Raw genomic sequence first — 18,618 nt, 5'->3', positions numbered from 1 at the left:
TTATCAGGAATACCATGTTACAACTGAATTATATAAAAGAAAACAAGCAGGCTACTATTGACGGGCTGAAGCGTAAATATTTTAAAAACGCTGAAGAAACTATTGATGCCCTGCTGGATATTGACCAGAAGCGCCGCGAAACTCAGGCCGAGCTAGACGGCACACTGGCAAAGTCAAACGCCTTGGCAAAAGAGATTGGCGGCCTGATGAAAGAAGGCAAAAAAGCAGAGGCCGAAGCAGCCAAAGCACAAACGGCTGAACTGAAGGCGCAATCGAAGGTACTGGAAGAAAGCCTGAAAGGACTCGAGGCCGAGCTTTATGAAGTGCTGGTTACTTTACCCAACCTACCCCATGCCAGTGTACCTGAAGGACGTACTCCTGAAGAGAACCTGAACATTTTTGAAGCGGGCGTAATGCCTGAATTACCTGAAACGGCGCAACCTCATTGGGAGCTAATCAAGCAATACAACATCATTGATTTTGATTTAGGCAATAAGATTACCGGAGCGGGTTTCCCGGTCTACAAAGGGAAAGGAGCAAGAATACAGCGTGCCATGATAAACTTCTTTTTAGATGAGGCACTGGCAGCTGGTTATGGAGAAATCCAACCGCCGATTCTGATTAATAAAGATTCAGGTTTTGGTACCGGTCAGCTGCCCGACAAAGAAGGGCAGATGTACCACGCCACTGCCGACGACTTATACCTGATTCCGACAGCCGAGGTGCCTATCACCAATATTTATCGTGATGTAATTCTGTCAGAAAACGAATTACCGATTAAGAATGTAGGTTACACGCCATGTTTCCGCCGTGAGGCAGGTAGCTGGGGTGCGCACGTAAGAGGCCTGAACCGCCTGCATCAGTTCGATAAGGTGGAAATTGTGCAGATACGCAAGCCGGAAGAATCATATCAGGCTTTAGAAGAAATGGTAGAGCACGTAAAGGGTTTGCTCACTAAACTAGAGCTGCCATACCGTATTCTTCGCCTGTGTGGTGGCGACATGAGCTTTACCTCTGCCTTAACTTTCGACTTTGAGGTATATTCTGCCGCACAAAAAAGATGGTTAGAGTGTAGTTCGGTATCAAACTTTGAAGCCTATCAGGCTAATCGCCTTAAACTACGCTATAAGGTAGACGGTAAAACCCAGTTATTGCATACTTTGAATGGCTCTGCTTTAGCTTTGCCTCGTATATTAGCGGCAATTCTGGAAAACAACCAGACACCGGAGGGCATCAGGATACCAAAAGTATTGGTGCCATACTGTGGGTTTGATAGCATTAACTAAGAGAAATAAATAGTTATAATCAGGAAATGCGAGGCTACAGACCTCGCATTTTTTATTAATGCTTATCTAATGATTCAGCATTTAAAGCGTAATTGTATGTAACTACATTAATTGAACTATTCTTTAAATGAGGCAGTTTTATTATTATTAAAATACATTGAATAATATGACAAATAAACCCATTCAGATAGATATAGTGTCAGACGTAGCGTGCCCGTGGTGTTATATTGGTAAAAAACACCTGGAAAAAGCGTTAGAAGGTTTTGAAAATCAGGAGTTTAACATTACCTGGCATCCTTTTCAGCTAGACCCGACTATCCCGGCAGAAGGCCTTGCCCGGGAAGAGTATTTCATTAACAGATTCGGAAGTGCCGAGCGCATTCAACAAATGCATGAGCGCGTTGAGGGTGTAGGTAAAGAAGCCGGTATTCAGTTCGAATTTGAAAAAATGCCAAAGGTTATCAATACCATACCTTTGCACAAAATATTGCATATCGCTCGCGAGGAAGGAACCCAGAATGAACTAGAGGGGCGTTTATTCAAGGCCTATTTTACTGATGGCGTTGATTTCTCTGAAAAAGAAAATATTCTGGCTTTTATGGAAGACTTTGGCTGGAGCCGTGAAAAAACAGAGGGTGTTCTGGCCGACGACCAGATAGCCTACTGGGTTACACAAGAAATAAAGCATTTCCAGAACTTAGGTGTTTCGGGTGTTCCTTTCTTTATTCTCAACAATAAATATGGTTTAAGCGGGGCCCAGCCCACAACGGTTTTTAAGGAAGCGCTTGAAAAAGTGGCTGAAGAGCTGAAACCTGTTGAAGTAAGCGGCAATGCCTGCGAAATTGGCGGAGACAATTGCTAAAATCATTTAAAATAAAACAGAGAGCGGTTAAACTATACTAACCGCTCTCTCTGTTTTACTAATGGCTTGTTTTATCGCCTTACCATATCTTCACCCGTTTCATAGGCGATCGATACATCTTATCGCCTGGTTTTATACCAAACGCCTCATAAAACTCGTCAATATTAACCAAAGGGCCGTTTACACGAAGAAAACCCGGCGCATGCACATCGGTCATAATCTGGTTTGCCAGTGCTTCATTGCGTGTGTGCCCCATCCAAGCCAGTGCGTATCCCAGAAAGAACCTTTGTAAAGGGGTAAACCCATTTATTTTCTTGCCAGATTTATACTGTTCTGTTTTCTTAAATGCTTCAAGCCCTAAAACCACCCCACCCAAATCAGCAATGTTTTCTCCTTGTGTGGCTTCTCCTCTTACGTGCAGAGAGTCAAGCACCACGTAATCATTAAATTGCTCAATAATACCTTTGGCACGCTTGTTATATTCATCACTGTCTTTTTTGGTCCACCAGTCTTTCAGGTTGCCCTTTTCATCAAATTGTCTGCCCTGGTCATCAAACCCATGCGTAATTTCATGGCCAATGGTAGAGCCGCCTGCATAGGCATAAATAATGGCGTCGTCCAGTTGTTCGTCGTTCAAACCGGCTATAAAGAAAATGGCTGCCGGTAAAACAATCTCGTTGTTTGAGGGGTTGTAATACGCATTATAAGTTTGTGGGGTCATATCCCATTCGGTTTTATCTACCGGCTTGCCTATTTTATTGATACTGTACTGATACCACCATTGGTTAGCCCGGATGATATTCTGAACGTAGGAGTCTCGTTTGATATCAAGCGACGAAAAATCCTTCCATTTGTCAGGATAACTCACCTTTGGCATTACCGTTGATAGTTTAAGTAAGGCCTTGTGCTTGGTGCTGTCAGACATCCAATCCAGTTTTTCAATACGCTCTTTATAAGTGCTGAAGATATTTTTCACCAGTTCCTCATAGCGTTTTTTAGTTTTTTCTGAATAATAATTTTTTACAAAAAGCTGGCCGAGGGCATCTCCTAACAGGTTTTCTTCTGCATCCAGTACTCTTTTCCAGCGTGGTTTCATTTCTTTTACCCCACGCAACACGGTTCTGTAAAAATAGAAGTCTTCTTTTGCAAAAGGGCTGCTTAATTCACTGGCATAGCTGCTGATGAAGTTCCAGGTCAGGTAGGCTTTCCAGGTTTCAACAGGGGTGGTTTTCAATAGTTTGTCAACTGCGGTGTAGAATTCAGGCTGCGCTACAATTACGCTTTTTACCTGCGGCATTTTCATGTTCACAAACAACTCACGGAATTTCATGGCCGGGGCCAGTTTTTCCAGAGCCGCCATATCCATTTTGTTGTAGTTTTTGTAGGGGTCTCGCAGGTCTTCTATCTTGCGCGAGTGCCTGGCCAGCGCCTCTTCTAATGTATACACGCTGGCGGCATTACTTGCGGCTTTGGCTTGGTCATCGCCCAACAATTGAAACATGCGTTGCAGGTGTGCCTTATACTCTTTCCGTATCTGGGTATTCCGGCTGTCGGTATTAAAATAATAGTCTCTATCCGGAAGTCGGATACCACCCTGATACAAGTGCAGGGCTTGCTCTTCACTATTTTTCTCGTCCTGAAACACATAATTGCCAAATAATAACCCAACACCATAAGTGTGCTGAACAGCAATTTCTTTTAAAACACCATCCATATCTTTAATAGCGGCAATGCGGTCTAAATCAGGTTTCACAGGGCTTATCCCTTGTTTTTCTGTGCCAATGCTATCCATACCTGTAAACCAGAAATCGCCGATTTTCTGCTCATTTGAGCCCGATTTGCCCGGATTTTTCGCCGACTCCTCACTGATATTCTTCAATCTGCTGTAAGTTTCTTCCTGCACCAGGCTGCCGATTCCCCAGCTGCTTTCAGAGGCCGGAATAGGATTATGCTTAATCCAGTTGCCAACGGCATATTTAAAGAAATCATCACCGGGCGATACGGTAGTATCTACAACTTCGGTTAATATATCTCTTTGTGAAGATTCAGAGGATTTTGACTGGCAAGAGGATAAGTAAAAACCAGAAAGTATTAAAACGGATGATAAAAAACGCTTGGATCCGGCTATACCGCTCATAAGATTAAAAAGATTTGGTAATAATTGAATCCTAAATTTGAGAAGATTTTTTGAAATCGTTCGCATTTAAGAGAAAATTATTGAAGTAAACAACAGGCTGGCCGCCTGCTGCCAATAGTGATGGAAGAAGTATTTCTGATTTATTGGTCATCACCGGAATTTAATAACGGGCTTGATTTGTTCTTTAAGAACAGAATAGTTTTTTAAAGCCGAAGAGCAGCGTTTGTATGCCCCTGAACCAACAAAAAGGATTTTGCAGATAAGCTATTTTGTCTAATTTTGCATCAAAATTTATGTAAACCAGAAAATTATATATTATGGCACAGTATGATCTTATTGTACTTGGGAGTGGGCCCGGTGGTTATGTAACCGCAATTCGTGCTTCACAATTAGGCATGAAAACTGCCATTGTTGAGAAAGAGAACCTTGGAGGTATATGCCTTAACTGGGGTTGTATTCCAACAAAGGCCTTGTTGAAGTCTGCCCAGGTTTATGAATATATTAAACACGCTAAAGATTATGGTATTGAGGTAGGCGAGGCACATGCCAATTTTGAGGCGGTTATTAAGCGTTCGCGCGGTGTGGCCGACGGCATGAGTAAAGGCGTGCAGTTTCTGATGAAAAAAAACAAGATTGATGTTATCTATGGTTTTGGTAAAGTAAAAGCCGGTAAAAAGGTTGAGGTTACTGATGCTGAAGGTAAAAAATCTGAACTGGAAGGCAAGCATGTAATTATAGCTACCGGCGCCAGAGCCAGACAATTGCCTAATGTACCCATTGATGGTAAAAAAGTAATAGAATACCGCAAAGCTATGAGCCTTGAAAAACAACCGGAATCCCTATTGGTGATTGGTTCGGGAGCTATCGGGGTAGAGTTTGCCTACGTATACGCCAGCATGGGTACCAAGGTAACTATCGTAGAGTTTTTACCAAATATTGTTCCGGTTGAAGACGAAGATATTTCTAAAGAACTGGCAAAAGCCTACAAAAAAGCAGGTATTGAAATTTACACCAACTCTAGCGTTGAGAAAGTAGATACCAGTGGCAATGGTTGTGTGGCAACAGTAAAAACGCCTAACGGAGAAATAAAAATTGAAACAGAACTGGTGCTTTCAGCGGCGGGTATTGTTGCAAATATTGAAAACATTGGCCTGGAAGAAGTAGGAATTGCTACCGACAGAGGCAAGATTACTGTAAATCACTGGTCAGAAACCAACGTGCCGGGTTACTATGCCATTGGCGACGTAGCTCCTGGGCCTGCACTGGCACACAAAGCATCAGCAGAGGGCATTATCTGCGTTGAGAAGATTGCAGGGCATCATCCTCAGCCGATTGACTACAAGAATATTCCGGGTTGTACTTACTGTACACCAGAAATCGCCTCAGTGGGTTATACAGAAAAAGCTGCCAAAGAGGCAGGATACGAAATCAAAGTGGGTAAATTCCCTTTCTCGGCCTCTGGTAAGGCAAAAGCTGCCGGTAGCCCGGAAGGCTTTGTAAAAGTGATTTTTGATGCCAAATACGGCGAATGGTTAGGTTGCCACATGATTGGGGCTAACGTAACCGAAATGATTGCCGAAGCCGTTGTTGCCCGTAAACTGGAAACAACCGGCATGGAAATCATCAAGTCGGTTCACCCGCACCCAACCATGTCAGAAGCCATTATGGAAGCAGCGGCAGCGGCTTATGGTGAAGTGATACACTTGTAATAAGATATATATATCGTAAAAGGGGCAGATGCGATCAGGTATCTGCCCCTTTTTAGTGGCATTTGCCAGCAATAATGCTACACTGACTACAAATACAAAAGGGGCAAAAATTGCCCCTTTTGTACCACCTTTTTAACCTAAACACTACCCTAAACTCTTGTTGAGCTTCTTTAAACTGCTCAGTGAAATCCCGTTAGAAAAACTGCTGAAACTGCATTCTAAGCGTACTTCGTTATTATCTTTCATGTTTCCTGGCAAATCTGTTTTTAATTGCATCCGTGCAATCAGACAAACAGCGCTTCAAAACATATTTTTCTTCTGTTAGTTATTCTATCAAGTAAACCTTATGAGGGTTTTCATGGCTATATTATTGGCTTACGCAATGTGCGTTCTCTTCATTTTAGAAGAGTAAAGTTTTGTTCGTTTCATAAAATTATTGAATTCATGAGATTGAGAACTTCTCGTTCTGCCGTCCCAGTTTTGTTGATTGTTGCTAACAATCTTTAACAAAACAACCGCCATACTTAACATGGTCATTATTCCTATTATGAAGATGATGGGTGTCATAATTTCAATAATTTAATGAAACTTACACCAGATAGGTTAAAAATGTTATTCCAATAATTAGTAAATGCAGGTAAGACGGGTTTTTAGTCAAAAATTGTAGAAAGTGTGGTGTTTTGGGAAATTAAGTGTAGAAAATACGCCCCAATCAATGGGGTTGTGGCACAATGGTGGTATGGTACAAATTATTTATGAATGTAAACATATCAATAACAACGTGTAATACGGAAAGTAAAAATCTGACGGAAATCTAGCCACTTTATGACATCAGTGAAAACAAAGCTGAAAAACTATATTTCATTTGCCAAAGAAGTATTTAATGAATTCAGCTCAGATAATGCAACCAAATTGAGTGCTTCTTTATCTTACTACACCATTTTTTCTCTGGCTCCTATGCTTGTGGTTATTATTTCTGTGGCCGGCATTTTTTATGGTCGTGAAGCCATACAGGGTGAAGTTTACGGACAAATAAACTGGCTTATAGGTAAAGATGCGGCTACGCAGGTGCAGGAGTTAATAAAAAATGCAAGCCTTTCCAGAAAGTCGGGCATGGCGGCAATTATAGGTACAATAACCCTGCTTTTGGGTGCCACGGGTGTTTTTGCTGAAATTCAGGATTCAATCAATTTTATATGGTCGCTTAAGGCTAAGCCAAAATCTGGTATTCTGAAATATTTATTTAACAGGTTATTATCATTTTCATTAATTTTGTCACTTGGTTTTTTGTTAATTGTATCATTGTTGGTTAATACCCTGCTTGATATCTTTAACCAACGCCTGCAATTGCTATTTGAAGATGTAACTGTCTATTTTTTTTTCGTCATTAATCTGCTGATAGTCTTTTCCGTTATCACCCTTCTGTTTGCCATTATTTTTAAAGTTTTGCCTGATGGGAAAATAGCTTGGAAAGATGCCTTTTTTGGAGCTGGGGTAACTGCTGTATTTTTTATGGTGGGTAAGTTTTTAATTGGTTATTACCTGGGTCAGTCAGCTGTTCTTACCACATTCGGTGCGGCTGGTTCTGTAGTAATAATCTTGCTTTGGGTCTATTACTCGTCTACTATACTTTTTTTAGGGGCCGAGTTTACCAAAGTTTATACCCGCCATTATGGAACTCCCATACAACCTGACAAAAACGCTGTGCTTTTGGAAAAAAAGGAAATCGAAATTAAATTAACTGGCAATGGAAATTAAAAGGAGTGCAATTAAAAACAATTCAATTCTAATACTTGGTTTTCTGTTTTATCTGGCAATGGTATTTATCAATTTTCTGGCAAATTACCTGCCCATTAACGGCAAAAATACAGGCCAGGTTTCGGCGCAGTATCCAAATTTGTTTGTCCCTGCTCCGTACACATTCTCAATCTGGGGTGTAATTTATCTATCTATTCTTGTTTTTTTGATTTTTCAGCTTACCGGTTCGCCCGGTTTAAAGCAAAACAAAAACACCCGCTCTTCAGTACAAAACATTAATGTGGTGTTTATTTTTACCTGTGTCATTAACATGACCTGGATTGTAGCCTGGCATTATGGCCTTATACTACTAAGTGTGATACTCATGCTATTGCTGCTATTGCTGCTTATTGTGTTAAACAGTTATCTGGTAGCCCTTGACCCCTGGCTATCAAAAACTGAGAAGTTTTTTCTGAAAGCCCCGTTTGGTCTTTACCTTGGCTGGATTTGCATAGCCACCATTGCCAATGTTACGGCGCTACTGGTTAGCTATGGATGGGAGGGCTTCGGTTTAAGTGAAGAGTCGTGGGCTTTTATTATGATATTAGTAGGGGCAATAATAAGTATAGTAGCCATTTTCAGATTTAGCAGTATTTATATTGGGTTGTCGGTCATTTGGGCGCTAGGCGGAATCATTACTCAGCGCAGAAATAACGTTATTTATCATAAATACATAGAACTGTGTGCGTGGATAGGCATAGCTATTGTAGGTATAGCCATTTTTATTGAGCTTACAAATGGCTATTTATGGAAGGCAGGCTCTAATGATGATTAAATAAGCAGAAAGTAAAATAACAAAATAGCCATCGGTGAGCCGATGGCTATTTTATTTTAGTAAAAACGTAATAATAAATTCGGTTCCTTTGCCAAGTTCAGAGTTTACCTCTACTGTTGCTTTATGAGACTGGATAATATTTAAGGTGGCCGCAAGACCCAGACCTATGCCATTATTTTTTGCCGTAAAGTAGGGCTCAAATAAACGGCTCATGTTTTCGGGGCTTATACCTGTGCCATTGTCTTTAATAGAGATATAGCAGAGGTCATTATCTATAGTACTTTTAATAATCAAAACGCCATTGCCTTCTTCCATGGCTTCTACGGCATTGATTATGATGTTCAGAAATGCAATTTTTATCTTGTTTCTGTCCAGATTCAGCAGCACATCGCTCCCATATTGTTTTTCAAGGGTTATGTTTTTCAGATTGATGCGATCTATGGCCTGCTCTAGTGTCTCGTCCAGAATTTCATGAACAGATATTTTAGAAAACGCCAGTTCAGATGGCTTGGAGTTATTCAGCAGTTCTGTTATGAGGTCGCTGATGCGTTGGCTGTTGCGTCTGATAATCCCCAGAAAAAGCTTTGCATCTTCATCATCAAATTCGCTTTCAAGTTGCTCAACAGAAAGGTGGATGTTTGTTAACGGATTACGTACTTCATGTGCCAGGGTACGCACCAAACGCCCGGTAGCAGCCATTTTTTCGTGCATCATGGCTTCACGTTCGGCTTTTCGTTGTGCAGTTACATCATGTATAATGCTCAGAAAAGATTCTTTGCCTTCGCTGTTTTTTTGTTTTTGGGCATCAATCAGGCATATTTTCTTTTCTCCTTTTTTGGTTAAGAAAATGGCCTCAAATTTGTCAAGGTTGCCGTTTTCTTCCAGTTTTTCATTAAACTGCTCCCAAACTTCCGGCTTTTCAAAAATGGTGGCGGTGCTCATCTGGCTCAGCTCGTCGGCGGCATAGCCAAGCATTTCAAGTGTGGCCGGATTATAATAAATAAACCGGCCGCTTTCCGGCTGGGTAACAATTATACCCTGCCTTACATGATTAAAAATGGTTCGATACTGCTGCTCGCTTTCGCGTAGTGTTTTTAAGGTATCGGCACGTTCAAGAGAGTATCTGATGCATCGTTCAAGTTTTTCGGGGTCCAGTTCGTTTTTTATCAGATAATCCACCGCACCCAGTTTCATGGCTTCCATATCAATTCTCTGGTCGCCTTTACCGGTGAGTAAGATTATCGGACTCTGACACCCTTCCTGTATGGCTCTCTTTAAGAGGTCCAAACCAGTTTTGGCACCTAACAGGAAGTCGAAAAAACAAATGTCATACGCTGCAGTTATGATTTTTTCAACGGCATTGTCAAAATTTTTCGCCCAATCTATAGTAAACTTTTTGCCTTGTATGTCATTGATGTAGTCGCTTGTCAGGAAGAAATCATCCTCATCATCATCAACGATTAAAACCCTGATTGTGTCGAGTTCTTTCATGCGTTAAGTTTGGGTAATTGAACTATATCAAACCAGTAGTTGCCCAGGTTTTTCATTACTTCTACCAATTCAACAAATGTTACGGGCTTGGTTACAAAACTGTTTACGCCCAGGTCGTAGGTTCTCAGAATATCTTCTTCAGCCTTTGAGGTGGTAAGTACAATAACAGGGATGCTCTTCAGGTCATCGTCTGATTTTATTTCTCTTAAACACTCTCTGCCATCTTTTTTAGGCATATTAAGGTCTAGCAAAATTACTCCGGGTCTTGGCGAGCTGTCTGGGTTGCTATATTTACCGTTGCGTCGCAGGTAATCCATCAATTCGGCACCATCCTCTACAAATCTTAACTCATTTAATAAAAAATTCTCTTCCAGAGCCTCTTTTGTCATCGCTCTGTCGTCCGGGTCATCATCAGCCATCAAAATCATAATACTGCTTTTGTCTTTTTGAAATTGAATCATTATTGTGGTATTTAGAGAGTTAAGGTTTTATAATGGTTATTTAAAACTGTACTCAGGTTAATGAAATTTATAAATTATAGCTCTTCATTTTATTATAGAGCGTTTTGCGGTCAATGCTCAATACCTGGGCTGCCTTACTTTTGTTGTAGTTTACTTGTTTAAGTACCTGCAGTATCATTTCATATTCAGCGTCCAGGGCAGCCGACTTCAGATTCGGCTTAACGGGGTCTTCCTGTTTGGGGGCAATCTCTTCTGCCACCACCGTTTGAATAGGGTCTGAGAACAAAAGCCTTGAATAGTTGATAATCTCAAAAGGCAAAGATTTAGATTCAATATAGTCGCCGTCTGACAACAGTGTGGCTCTTTTTACTACATTGCGCATCTCGCGCAGATTTCCATACCACGGATAACTCAAAAAAGCGGTTTTTACGTCTTCTTCAAAGCCTTTTACGTCTTTGCCGAGTTCATCATTTGTGTTATCCAGAAAAAACCGGGCAAACTCCATGATATCAGCCTTGCGGTCTCTCAAAGGCGGAACATCAAGGCTGAATTCATTAAACCGGTGGTATAGGTCTTCTCTGAATTTCCCCTTGCGGCAGGCTTCCATTAATCGTTCGTTCGACGCCACCAATATTCTTACATCTACCGAAATCTCTTTGTTACCCCCAATGCGGCGCAATTTACGTTCCTGTACTACCCGTAACAAAGCAACCTGCACATCGTATGGCAGGTTGGCTACTTCGTCAAGAAAAAGCGTACCACCGTTGGCCATTTCAAAATGCCCTATTTTCTGATTCAAAGCACCGGTAAATGAGCCTTTCTCATGGCCAAACATTTCGCTTGCTGCCAGCTCTTTTGATATCGCTCCGCAGTCCATGGCAACAAAAGGGCCATTAGCTCTTTTACTTCTTTTATGTATTTCCTGTGCTACTGATTCTTTCCCTGAGCCACTTTCGCCATATATTATAACACTATAATTGGTTGGCGCTACCAGGTCTATTTGTCTGTAAAGGTTTTTTGATTCAGGCCCGTTTCCGAAAATGTAGCTGTTATCAGATTTGCTTCTGGAGGTTTTATGTGCCGATTTATTAACGCCCGTACTTGCGTCTTTTTCAATAGCAGACTGCATCTGGCCAGAGGATTTTTCCTGTCCTAAGGCTTTTTTAATTGTCAAAAGGATTTCGTCAGGGAAAAGAGGCTTGGTGATGTAATCAAAAGCGCCCAGTTTCATTACATCTATAGCAATTTTGATGTCTGAATAGCCTGTAATAATCAGTACCGGCACCTCAGGGAAACGCTCTTTTATTTTACGGAGAATCTGGCCGCCATCTAAGTCGCCCAGCCGAAAATCAGTCATTACCAGGTCTGGTGTAAACTCTTCCAGCAAACTGAGGCCTGTTTGTCCGTTTTGGGCAATAGCCACATCATACCCGTTTTTGCTTAAAAAGCGGCGTAGTAAAAGACAAATATCGGTATCATCATCAATAACAAGGATACGTTGCATATAGTATAATGGTTGAATTTTAAAGATTTTGAAAACTGGAAATTATAAGACACGTCTGAGTTGGGCCGATTGAATACCCAGATGGTCTCGGTACTTTGCTACTGTACGCCGTGCAATCGGATACCCTTTCTGAGCCAGCATATCGGCCAGCTGAAAATCATTCAGCGGTGCGCTTTTGTCTTCTTCAGAAATCAAACCCGCCAGTGTCTGTTGAATCTCGCGATTCGATACCTCAATTCCTGAATCTGTAAAGATACCTCCCGAAAACAGGTCTTTCAGATGTATGGTTCCAAAGGGTGTCTGTGCATATTTTCCGCTGGTTACTCTTGATACCGTCGAGATGTCCATTTTTATTATTTCTGCCACATCTTTCAGGGTCATGGGTTTTAATTTCTGCATATGTCCGGTTTTAAAAAACTCTTCCTGAATTTTTATCAGGGTTTTCATTGTTTTCAGCATGGTGGTTTCTCTTTGCTGTATAGCATCAATTAACCAGTTAGCTGCAGAAACCTTTGTGTGGATATAGTTTGCGGCTGCCTTATCGGGCGTGCCTTGTATTAAATCATTAAAAGAATTATTGACCCGTAACGGCGGTATCTGATTGCTGTTCAGTGACACCTCAATCTTGTTGTCTTCATAAAAAACCAGATAATCTGGTATAATGTTATCTTTTATAAGAATTGAACTTGTGTTTTCTTCTGAAATAGGCTTTGCGTGCAGAGAGGTGATAAGATTTATAGCATTTTTGAGTTTTTCTGAACATATTTCTCTCGAACGCATAATTTTCTCATAATTACGCACGGCCAGGTCGTCCAGGTTGTTCTGCACAACATCATACGCCAGGTCAACATCCTGCCCTTCCTCTCTTTTTTTGTCAAGTTGTATCAACAGGCACTCCTGCAGGTTTGATGTGCCAATTCCGATAGGCTCAAGATTACGTATAATAGCTATTACTTCTTCTACGTCGGGTACGTCTACAAATATATTATTGGTAAACGATACGTCATCGGCCAGTGCTTCAGCATCATATTTCAGAAAGCCGTGTTCATCAAGAGAATCAATTATAAAATCGCCTAATAATTGTTGGCGTTCGTTCAGGGCAAGTACGTGCAATTGTTCTTTCAGGTCGTCTCTCCACGATGTTTGCTGTATTATAGGCGCCGAGTAGAAGTCGTCATCGCTGCTGTAGTTATTCAGCTGCGTTTTATAGTTGGGGGTATCATCGTCGTATTCATCCCAGTCGAGATAATCGGCCGAACTAGCAGAAAGTGCGTCCTTATCGTCACGGTCAAAATCATCTGCGTCTGTATCTTCGCCCACTGTGGCTTCTTCAAGCATGGGGTTTTCTTCCAGTTCTGTTTTAATGTGTTCTTCCAGCTCTATGGTTGAGAGTTGCAAAAAGTTTAATAGTTGTATCTGCGACGGAGAAATTCTTAAAGTTTGTTTCTGGGTCTGGCTGAGATTTAGCATGGCATAAGGTTTTTTATAAGCGTATATATATCAATTTATAGCCCACAAGTATCAGCAAGAAAAAAAAACGAAAAAAGTTATTGTAAAATTTTGATTATCAGCAATTTAAAAGATTGGACTTTTTTAAAGAAAATTCTTGTATTGTTTTTTTGTTTTATGGCAAAAGAAAAATATTCCACAATGTGAGTATAATATTCCACATTTTAATTTAAACGCCCTAAATTGATACCAACCCTCTGTTATGAAAAAAAGTCTACGGTTAATTCTTTCATCTTTTATTGTCTGTGTTATATTGCTGGCTACGCTCAGCTGGCTTTCATATAAAAAAATCAAAGAGTCAACCAACTATGCCATTGCCGTAGAAGACACTCATGAGGTGCTTCGCAAAAGTGAAGAACTGATATCAGTTCTGAAAGACTACGAAACCGGGCAAAGAGGTTATATTCTTACGCATGAGCGCATTTTTCTGGAACCTTATTATAAAGCCGAAAACCAGATAAATGGAATCTATCATACATTAAAAAACGCTGTTAGAAAAAACCCTGAACAACTACAAAGGGTAGATACTCTGTCGGGTATTATTTCCGAGCGTATACGTCTGCTGAAACTTAATATTTTGCAAGTTGAAAATAATAAGCCAATCGATAAGTCGACATTTTTACTTGGTAAGCAGGAGATGGATGAAATTAGAACTATTATAAACAAGTTTCAGGAAACAGAGCGGAATTTACTGTACAAAAGAAGAGACCAGAAAAGTGTTAACGACCAACAAACCTCCTCCATACTGATAATGCTTTCTGTATTTTCATTCTCACTTTTGATTGTTTGTTTTTTTCTGATTTTTGTAGAATTGCGGCGCAGGCTTAAGTTTCAGCATAAGCTTGAAAACAAGATTGACGAGCTGAACCGCTCTAACGCCGATCTGGAGCAGTTTGCCTATGTGTCGTCTCATGATTTGCAGGAGCCACTCCGAAAGATAAGGTCGTTTAGCGACAGGCTTGTGAGAAAGCATGCCGACGCTCTGAATGAAGATGGCAAAGAGACCCTTGAGAAAATTACTACTGCCGCCGAACGCATGCAGAACCTGATAAACGATTTACTTGATTTCTCAAGGCTGGTTAACCGCAAGGAGGCCAATTTTCAGAATGTTAATCTGCAGGAAACTCTTGATAAGGTTCTTAACGATTTATCTGTAAAAATTGAAGAAAAAAAAGCAGACATAATTACCAAAAAATTGCCGTATATTTGGGGTGTTTCTTTCCAGATTAATCAGTTGTTTCTCAACCTTATCAGTAATGCGCTAAAATTTACCAGTGAAAACAGATTACCTGTTATTGAGATAGACTACACCATTGCCAAAGGAGCTGAAATACCAGGAATTGAGGACCTGAGAAAAGAATTTGATTACCACAAAATAGTTGTTAAAGATAACGGGATTGGCTTTGAGGCAGAGTATGCCGAAAAGATTTTTGTTATTTTTCAACGCTTACACGGGCGTAATCATTACGAAGGTACAGGCGTTGGTCTGGCTATTTGCAGACGTATTATGAGTAATCATAACGGCTTTATTTTTGCCGAAAGCCAACCGGATGAAGGCGCCACTTTTATTTTATATTTCCCAACAAAATAAATAATAATTCGGATATAGGAATGAGCATATTATCAATCCTCATTGCGGACGACGATGAAGATGACAAATTTTTACTGAAATCTGCATTTGAAGAAAGCGGAATAGAGGCACCATTATCTTTTGTTGATAACGGGCAGGAGTTAGTAGATTTTTTACATAAAGCCAAGAAGTTGCCAAGCATCATTCTTCTGGATTTGAATATGCCCAAAAAAGATGGAAGAGAGGCGCTAAAAGAGATTAAGGAGAATCCTAAATTCAGAAGTATTCCTATTTTAATATTAACTACCTCAAACTCACCCGAAGATATCAAAAATTGCTATTTTCTGGGTGCTAACTGTTTTATAACAAAGCCTTCAACATTTGAAGGCCTCATGAAAATGATTGGCGAACTAAACAAGTTCTGGTTTAACATAGCATCAATACCTACAAAGCATTAACAGGTAACCTGCTTTGCGTGGCCGTTGGCGGGGTTGCAGGTTTGTCGGCGGTTTTATCTTTTACCCACATTAATGCTTTTTCAATTAATGATGGTTTGTAGTTTCCTATATAAGCGCCGCCGTTAAGCTCTGCCAACTCAGGTTTGGTGTCAGTTGCATTTTTTACCCAGTTCAGGCCTTTGTCCATAATAGCATCTTTATTTTTGAGTATCATGTTGCTTGCATAGTTCTTCAAAAAGAAAGGTACCAGAAGTTTAATGGGCCAGGGCGAGCTCCTTAGAATGCCATGGCGCACAATGGTGTCTACACCCAGGCCTACGCCTACATTCAACAAACCATTATTCCGGTTGGTCAGAAAGTCTCCCATAAAACGCACTGCATGGCGGGCAGGGCTTAGGTCTTCTTTAATAGCATTAAAATTGCTTCTTATTTTTGATTGAGAAAGCTGAATCTCATTTTTGAGCCGTGCTCTTTCGGCTCGCAGGTCATTCAAATTTCTGATGTTAGTCTTCATAGTAGAATTTCTGAATGATAGAGTTAATGACTGGAATTTTAATCAGGTTGTCGCGTTGCAGATAAATTATAATTCCGGCAATTACATAAACACCGGCTACAATAAATAATCCAAATGCCAGGTTGTTTAAGCTCTGGCCAATTAACCAGGCTACTCCCAGGCTTATAAAAAAAAGTGCAAAAGTTGCTGTAACACCCAGTACAATTGCAGAGGCGGCAGTTGATATGCCATCGGCAACTTTTTCAACAGTATTCAGAACTCCCAGATTCCATCGGGCTTCCAGATGATTGGATAAATCATCAAAGACATCCTCTGTTTTTTCTTTAATGTCATTGTATATTTCCATGTCATCAGATTGTTTAATTGAAATAGTGAGCCAGCATAATACCTGGCTCACCGACTCGACTTACGCTATTTTTAAGAGCTTAGCCCATTTGAAGCTTCTTTTTTGTAGAGTTATATTGATCTTCGGCGTCAGAGGCCAAATCATCAAATTTTTGCTGCGCTTTACCTTTCAGGTCGTATGCTTTATTGCGTAGCTCGTCTTTTGTGTCTTCGTATTGGTTTTTACCACGACGAATCGCATTCAGTAATTCGTCGGCTAATTCGTTAGCAGTTTTTCTGACTTTAGAGCGGATTTCCTCACCTTTGTCTGGGGCAAACATCATTCCTATAACTGCACCGGCTGCTGCAGCCGTGATAACTCCCAAAAGGATTTTTGAAGTACTTTTCATAATAGTTAATGTTTAAAAGTTTTTTATTAAGATGCATATACAGGTAAAAATCCTATTCCATTATGCTAAAAGAGCATATCTTGTGCAATAAAATGAGGGCGCAACCCATTTTGTAGAACTTTTTGCTCATTATGAGGGTATAATACTACCCCCCTGCCGAATGAATAAAAATAGGGCTGGCACAGTTTTTTATTCTATAATAGTCAAGAAAGAAGTTAATTATGCAAAGATGAAAAGCGAAGAAGAAAATGGTTTGTCTGCCCTGATAGTAGATGACGAAATAGATACCTGCTTATTGATAAAGATGTATTTGAAAAAGAAAGGAATACAGTCTTTTCATGCGCATACTTTGCAGGATGGGTTTGAAAAAGCCAGTAGCCTGACACCCCAACCCAAATGGATTTTTCTGGATAATAACCTGCCTGATGGACTGGGGATTGAAAAATTGTCGGAATTTAAGAAGTTACTGCCTGATACCAAAATAGTTATGATAACTGCCATTGGTAAACTTAAAGAAAAAGCGTTAGAAGTGGGGGCTCATAATTTTATTGAAAAACCCCTGTCTTATGCTTCTATTGATAGTTCTTTATAACAAGCAAACACAAATTTTGATTTACTGAATCCCACAACTTTTATGACCTTTCAGTATATCGGTGTCAGAAAAGCAGTAAATCGAATTGTTTTATAAACAGTTTATTTTAAACCCTTTAACACAAAAAACATGGAAGGACAAGGATTATTGTATGCAATTATTATTGGAGCCATAGCAGGTTGGCTGGCCGGCGAAATCAAAAGAGGTTTTGGTTTTGGGCTTATTGGCAACATCATTGTAGGTATTATAGGCGCACTGGTAGGTGGCTGGTTATTTGCAGCGCTTGGTATCTCATTGGGTACGGGTGCAATAGCACATATTCTTACAGCTGTTATAGGCGCCCTGGTAGTACTTGGTATTGTGGGGCTGATACGAAGGGCCTAGCCAGCTATTTGTTTAACTCAGAACGGGAAATGCACATTCAACTGCATTTCCCGTTTTTTTTGTCCTCCCGTGGGGATCTTCATACTGGCTTTTTTCTAATTAATCCGCATTTAATTGCCATTCGGGTGGGTACCATTACCGGCAGTTTTGTTCATAGGGTAGGGGCTGTTTTAAAAGCACCCGGTTAACAACATATAGAATAGGGGTATTACGTAGCCATAATCTTTAATGTACGCTGTATAAAACTATTGCAGGGCTGCGTAAGATTTACAACGGCACAAAGCCACAAACAAAAAAAGCAGCAGATAAAATCCGCTGCTTTTCTAACCATTGCTACTAATCTAAACCACCTATTATTAGTCAATATCTTTCTGAATATCATCTATTTTCTGGTTCAGTTTTTTCTTAAACTCTTTCCAGTCTTGCTTCATATCGCTTCTGATTTCCTTAAGAGAATTATCAAGGTCGTTAAGCTCCTCTTTTAGTTTTTCTCTTCTTTCTTTCCATCTGTCTTTTTCTTTTTCTGAGGCCGATTTAACTTTTGCCTCAGCTTCATCAATCTCTTTTTTTAGTTCTAATCGCTGCTTTTCAATTTTAGCAGCCATTTCATCTTTCTCACGTTTAATGTCTTCAGAAGTCTGATTAACACCGTCTTTAATGTCATCAGCTGTTTCATCAGCTTCGGCTTCTACTTTGTCCTGGGTGTCCTGGGCGGTATCTGCTACTTCTCTTTTTTCATCTCTTGAGCAAGAGGTAAAGCCTATGGTGCCGATAGCAAAAAGGGCACAAGCCAGCATAACTTTTGTTTTCATTGTTCAGTATATAATTTAGATAT

18 protein-coding genes are annotated in these 18,618 nt (G+C 40.3%); 9 read left to right on the top strand and 9 right to left on the bottom strand.

The features are described 5' to 3' along the window. The first annotated feature begins 14 nt into the window (after nucleotides 1–14). Both serS and NZ848_RS19255 read left to right on the top strand, forming a co-directional pair. Nucleotides 15–1,286 (top strand): serine--tRNA ligase, encoded by a 1,272-nt coding sequence (gene serS / locus NZ848_RS19260; protein WP_259016887.1) that lies wholly within the window; start codon nucleotides 15–17, stop codon nucleotides 1,284–1,286. 166 nt (nucleotides 1,287–1,452) lie between these two features. Continuing rightward, nucleotides 1,453–2,148 (top strand): DsbA family oxidoreductase, encoded by a 696-nt coding sequence (locus NZ848_RS19255; RefSeq protein WP_253532033.1) that lies wholly within the window; start codon nucleotides 1,453–1,455, stop codon nucleotides 2,146–2,148. 79 nt (nucleotides 2,149–2,227) lie between these two features. Here the strand turns inward: NZ848_RS19255 and NZ848_RS19250 are convergent, their stop codons facing one another. Further along, the gene (locus NZ848_RS19250) at nucleotides 2,228–4,285 is read right to left on the bottom strand and encodes a M13 family metallopeptidase (protein ID WP_259016886.1); all 2,058 of its coding nucleotides are present in this window, start codon (nucleotides 4,283–4,285) and stop codon (nucleotides 2,228–2,230) included. A gap of 317 nt (nucleotides 4,286–4,602) precedes the next feature. Here NZ848_RS19250 and lpdA point away from each other — a divergent pair, with 317 nt between their 5' ends. From lpdA to NZ848_RS19235, 3 genes are all read left to right on the top strand, one after another. After that, nucleotides 4,603–5,994, top strand: a complete 1,392-nt coding sequence (gene lpdA / locus NZ848_RS19245; protein WP_259016885.1) for a dihydrolipoyl dehydrogenase — start codon at nucleotides 4,603–4,605, stop codon at nucleotides 5,992–5,994. 825 nt (nucleotides 5,995–6,819) lie between these two features. After that, a complete protein-coding gene (locus NZ848_RS19240) occupies nucleotides 6,820–7,752 on the top strand; it encodes a YihY/virulence factor BrkB family protein (RefSeq protein WP_253532037.1) in 933 nt (310 codons plus the stop codon). Beyond that, a complete protein-coding gene (locus NZ848_RS19235) occupies nucleotides 7,742–8,566 on the top strand; it encodes a hypothetical protein (protein WP_259016884.1) in 825 nt (274 codons plus the stop codon). The genes NZ848_RS19240 and NZ848_RS19235 overlap by 11 nt, the downstream gene beginning before the upstream one ends. A 51-nt stretch (nucleotides 8,567–8,617) precedes the next feature. Here the strand turns inward: NZ848_RS19235 and NZ848_RS19230 are convergent, their stop codons facing one another. The 4 genes from NZ848_RS19230 to rpoN form a co-directional block, all read right to left on the bottom strand. Next, nucleotides 8,618–10,057, bottom strand: coding sequence for a hybrid sensor histidine kinase/response regulator (locus tag NZ848_RS19230; protein WP_259016883.1), 1,440 nt, complete (start codon nucleotides 10,055–10,057; stop codon nucleotides 8,618–8,620). Beyond that, nucleotides 10,054–10,518 (bottom strand): response regulator, encoded by a 465-nt coding sequence (locus tag NZ848_RS19225; RefSeq protein WP_101728572.1) that lies wholly within the window; start codon nucleotides 10,516–10,518, stop codon nucleotides 10,054–10,056. The genes NZ848_RS19230 and NZ848_RS19225 overlap by 4 nt, the downstream gene beginning before the upstream one ends. 67 nt (nucleotides 10,519–10,585) lie before the next feature. Next, a complete protein-coding gene (locus NZ848_RS19220) occupies nucleotides 10,586–12,022 on the bottom strand; it encodes a sigma-54-dependent transcriptional regulator (protein WP_253532042.1) in 1,437 nt (478 codons plus the stop codon). A 42-nt stretch (nucleotides 12,023–12,064) separates the two neighbouring features. After that, nucleotides 12,065–13,492, bottom strand: a complete 1,428-nt coding sequence (rpoN, locus tag NZ848_RS19215) for an RNA polymerase factor sigma-54 (RefSeq protein WP_259016882.1) — start codon at nucleotides 13,490–13,492, stop codon at nucleotides 12,065–12,067. Between the two features lie 241 nt (nucleotides 13,493–13,733). Here rpoN and NZ848_RS19210 point away from each other — a divergent pair, with 241 nt between their 5' ends. Next, nucleotides 13,734–15,122: a sensor histidine kinase gene (locus NZ848_RS19210; protein ID WP_259016881.1), complete on the top strand. Its 1,389-nt coding sequence runs from the start codon at nucleotides 13,734–13,736 to the stop codon at nucleotides 15,120–15,122. Nucleotides 15,123–15,142: 20 nt separating this feature from the next. Further along, nucleotides 15,143–15,559 carry a response regulator gene (locus NZ848_RS19205; protein WP_101728568.1) on the top strand — a complete coding sequence of 139 codons (417 nt, stop codon included), beginning with the start codon at nucleotides 15,143–15,145 and terminating at the stop codon, nucleotides 15,557–15,559. Here NZ848_RS19205 and NZ848_RS19200 read toward each other — a convergent pair. From NZ848_RS19200 to NZ848_RS19190, 3 genes are all read right to left on the bottom strand, one after another. After that, nucleotides 15,546–16,073 (bottom strand): hypothetical protein, encoded by a 528-nt coding sequence (locus tag NZ848_RS19200; RefSeq protein WP_253532047.1) that lies wholly within the window; start codon nucleotides 16,071–16,073, stop codon nucleotides 15,546–15,548. The genes NZ848_RS19205 and NZ848_RS19200 overlap by 14 nt on opposite strands. Next, complete coding sequence (locus NZ848_RS19195) at nucleotides 16,063–16,419, bottom strand: phage holin family protein (protein ID WP_259016880.1); 357 nt, start codon at nucleotides 16,417–16,419, stop codon at nucleotides 16,063–16,065. The genes NZ848_RS19200 and NZ848_RS19195 overlap by 11 nt, the downstream gene beginning before the upstream one ends. A gap of 79 nt (nucleotides 16,420–16,498) precedes the next feature. Continuing rightward, nucleotides 16,499–16,807: a YtxH domain-containing protein gene (locus NZ848_RS19190; RefSeq protein WP_253532051.1), complete on the bottom strand. Its 309-nt coding sequence runs from the start codon at nucleotides 16,805–16,807 to the stop codon at nucleotides 16,499–16,501. A gap of 229 nt (nucleotides 16,808–17,036) precedes the next feature. Here NZ848_RS19190 and NZ848_RS19185 point away from each other — a divergent pair, with 229 nt between their 5' ends. Together NZ848_RS19185 and NZ848_RS19180 are read left to right on the top strand one after the other, a co-directional pair. Further along, nucleotides 17,037–17,399 (top strand): response regulator, encoded by a 363-nt coding sequence (locus tag NZ848_RS19185; protein WP_253532053.1) that lies wholly within the window; start codon nucleotides 17,037–17,039, stop codon nucleotides 17,397–17,399. Nucleotides 17,400–17,528: 129 nt separating this feature from the next. After that, entirely contained in the window at nucleotides 17,529–17,783 is a 255-nt protein-coding gene (locus tag NZ848_RS19180) for a GlsB/YeaQ/YmgE family stress response membrane protein (RefSeq protein ID WP_101728564.1), read from the top strand. Nucleotides 17,784–18,139: 356 nt separating this feature from the next. On the opposite strand, the gene NZ848_RS19175 is transcribed toward NZ848_RS19180, so the two are convergent. After that, complete coding sequence (locus NZ848_RS19175) at nucleotides 18,140–18,595, bottom strand: hypothetical protein (RefSeq protein ID WP_253532057.1); 456 nt, start codon at nucleotides 18,593–18,595, stop codon at nucleotides 18,140–18,142. Nucleotides 18,596–18,618 lie beyond the last annotated feature (23 nt).

The organism is Emticicia fluvialis (assembly GCF_024793945.1).
Taxonomy (GTDB): Bacteria; Bacteroidota; Bacteroidia; order Cytophagales; family Spirosomataceae; genus Emticicia; species Emticicia fluvialis.
This window is presented reverse-complemented; position numbering and strand designations above follow the sequence as displayed.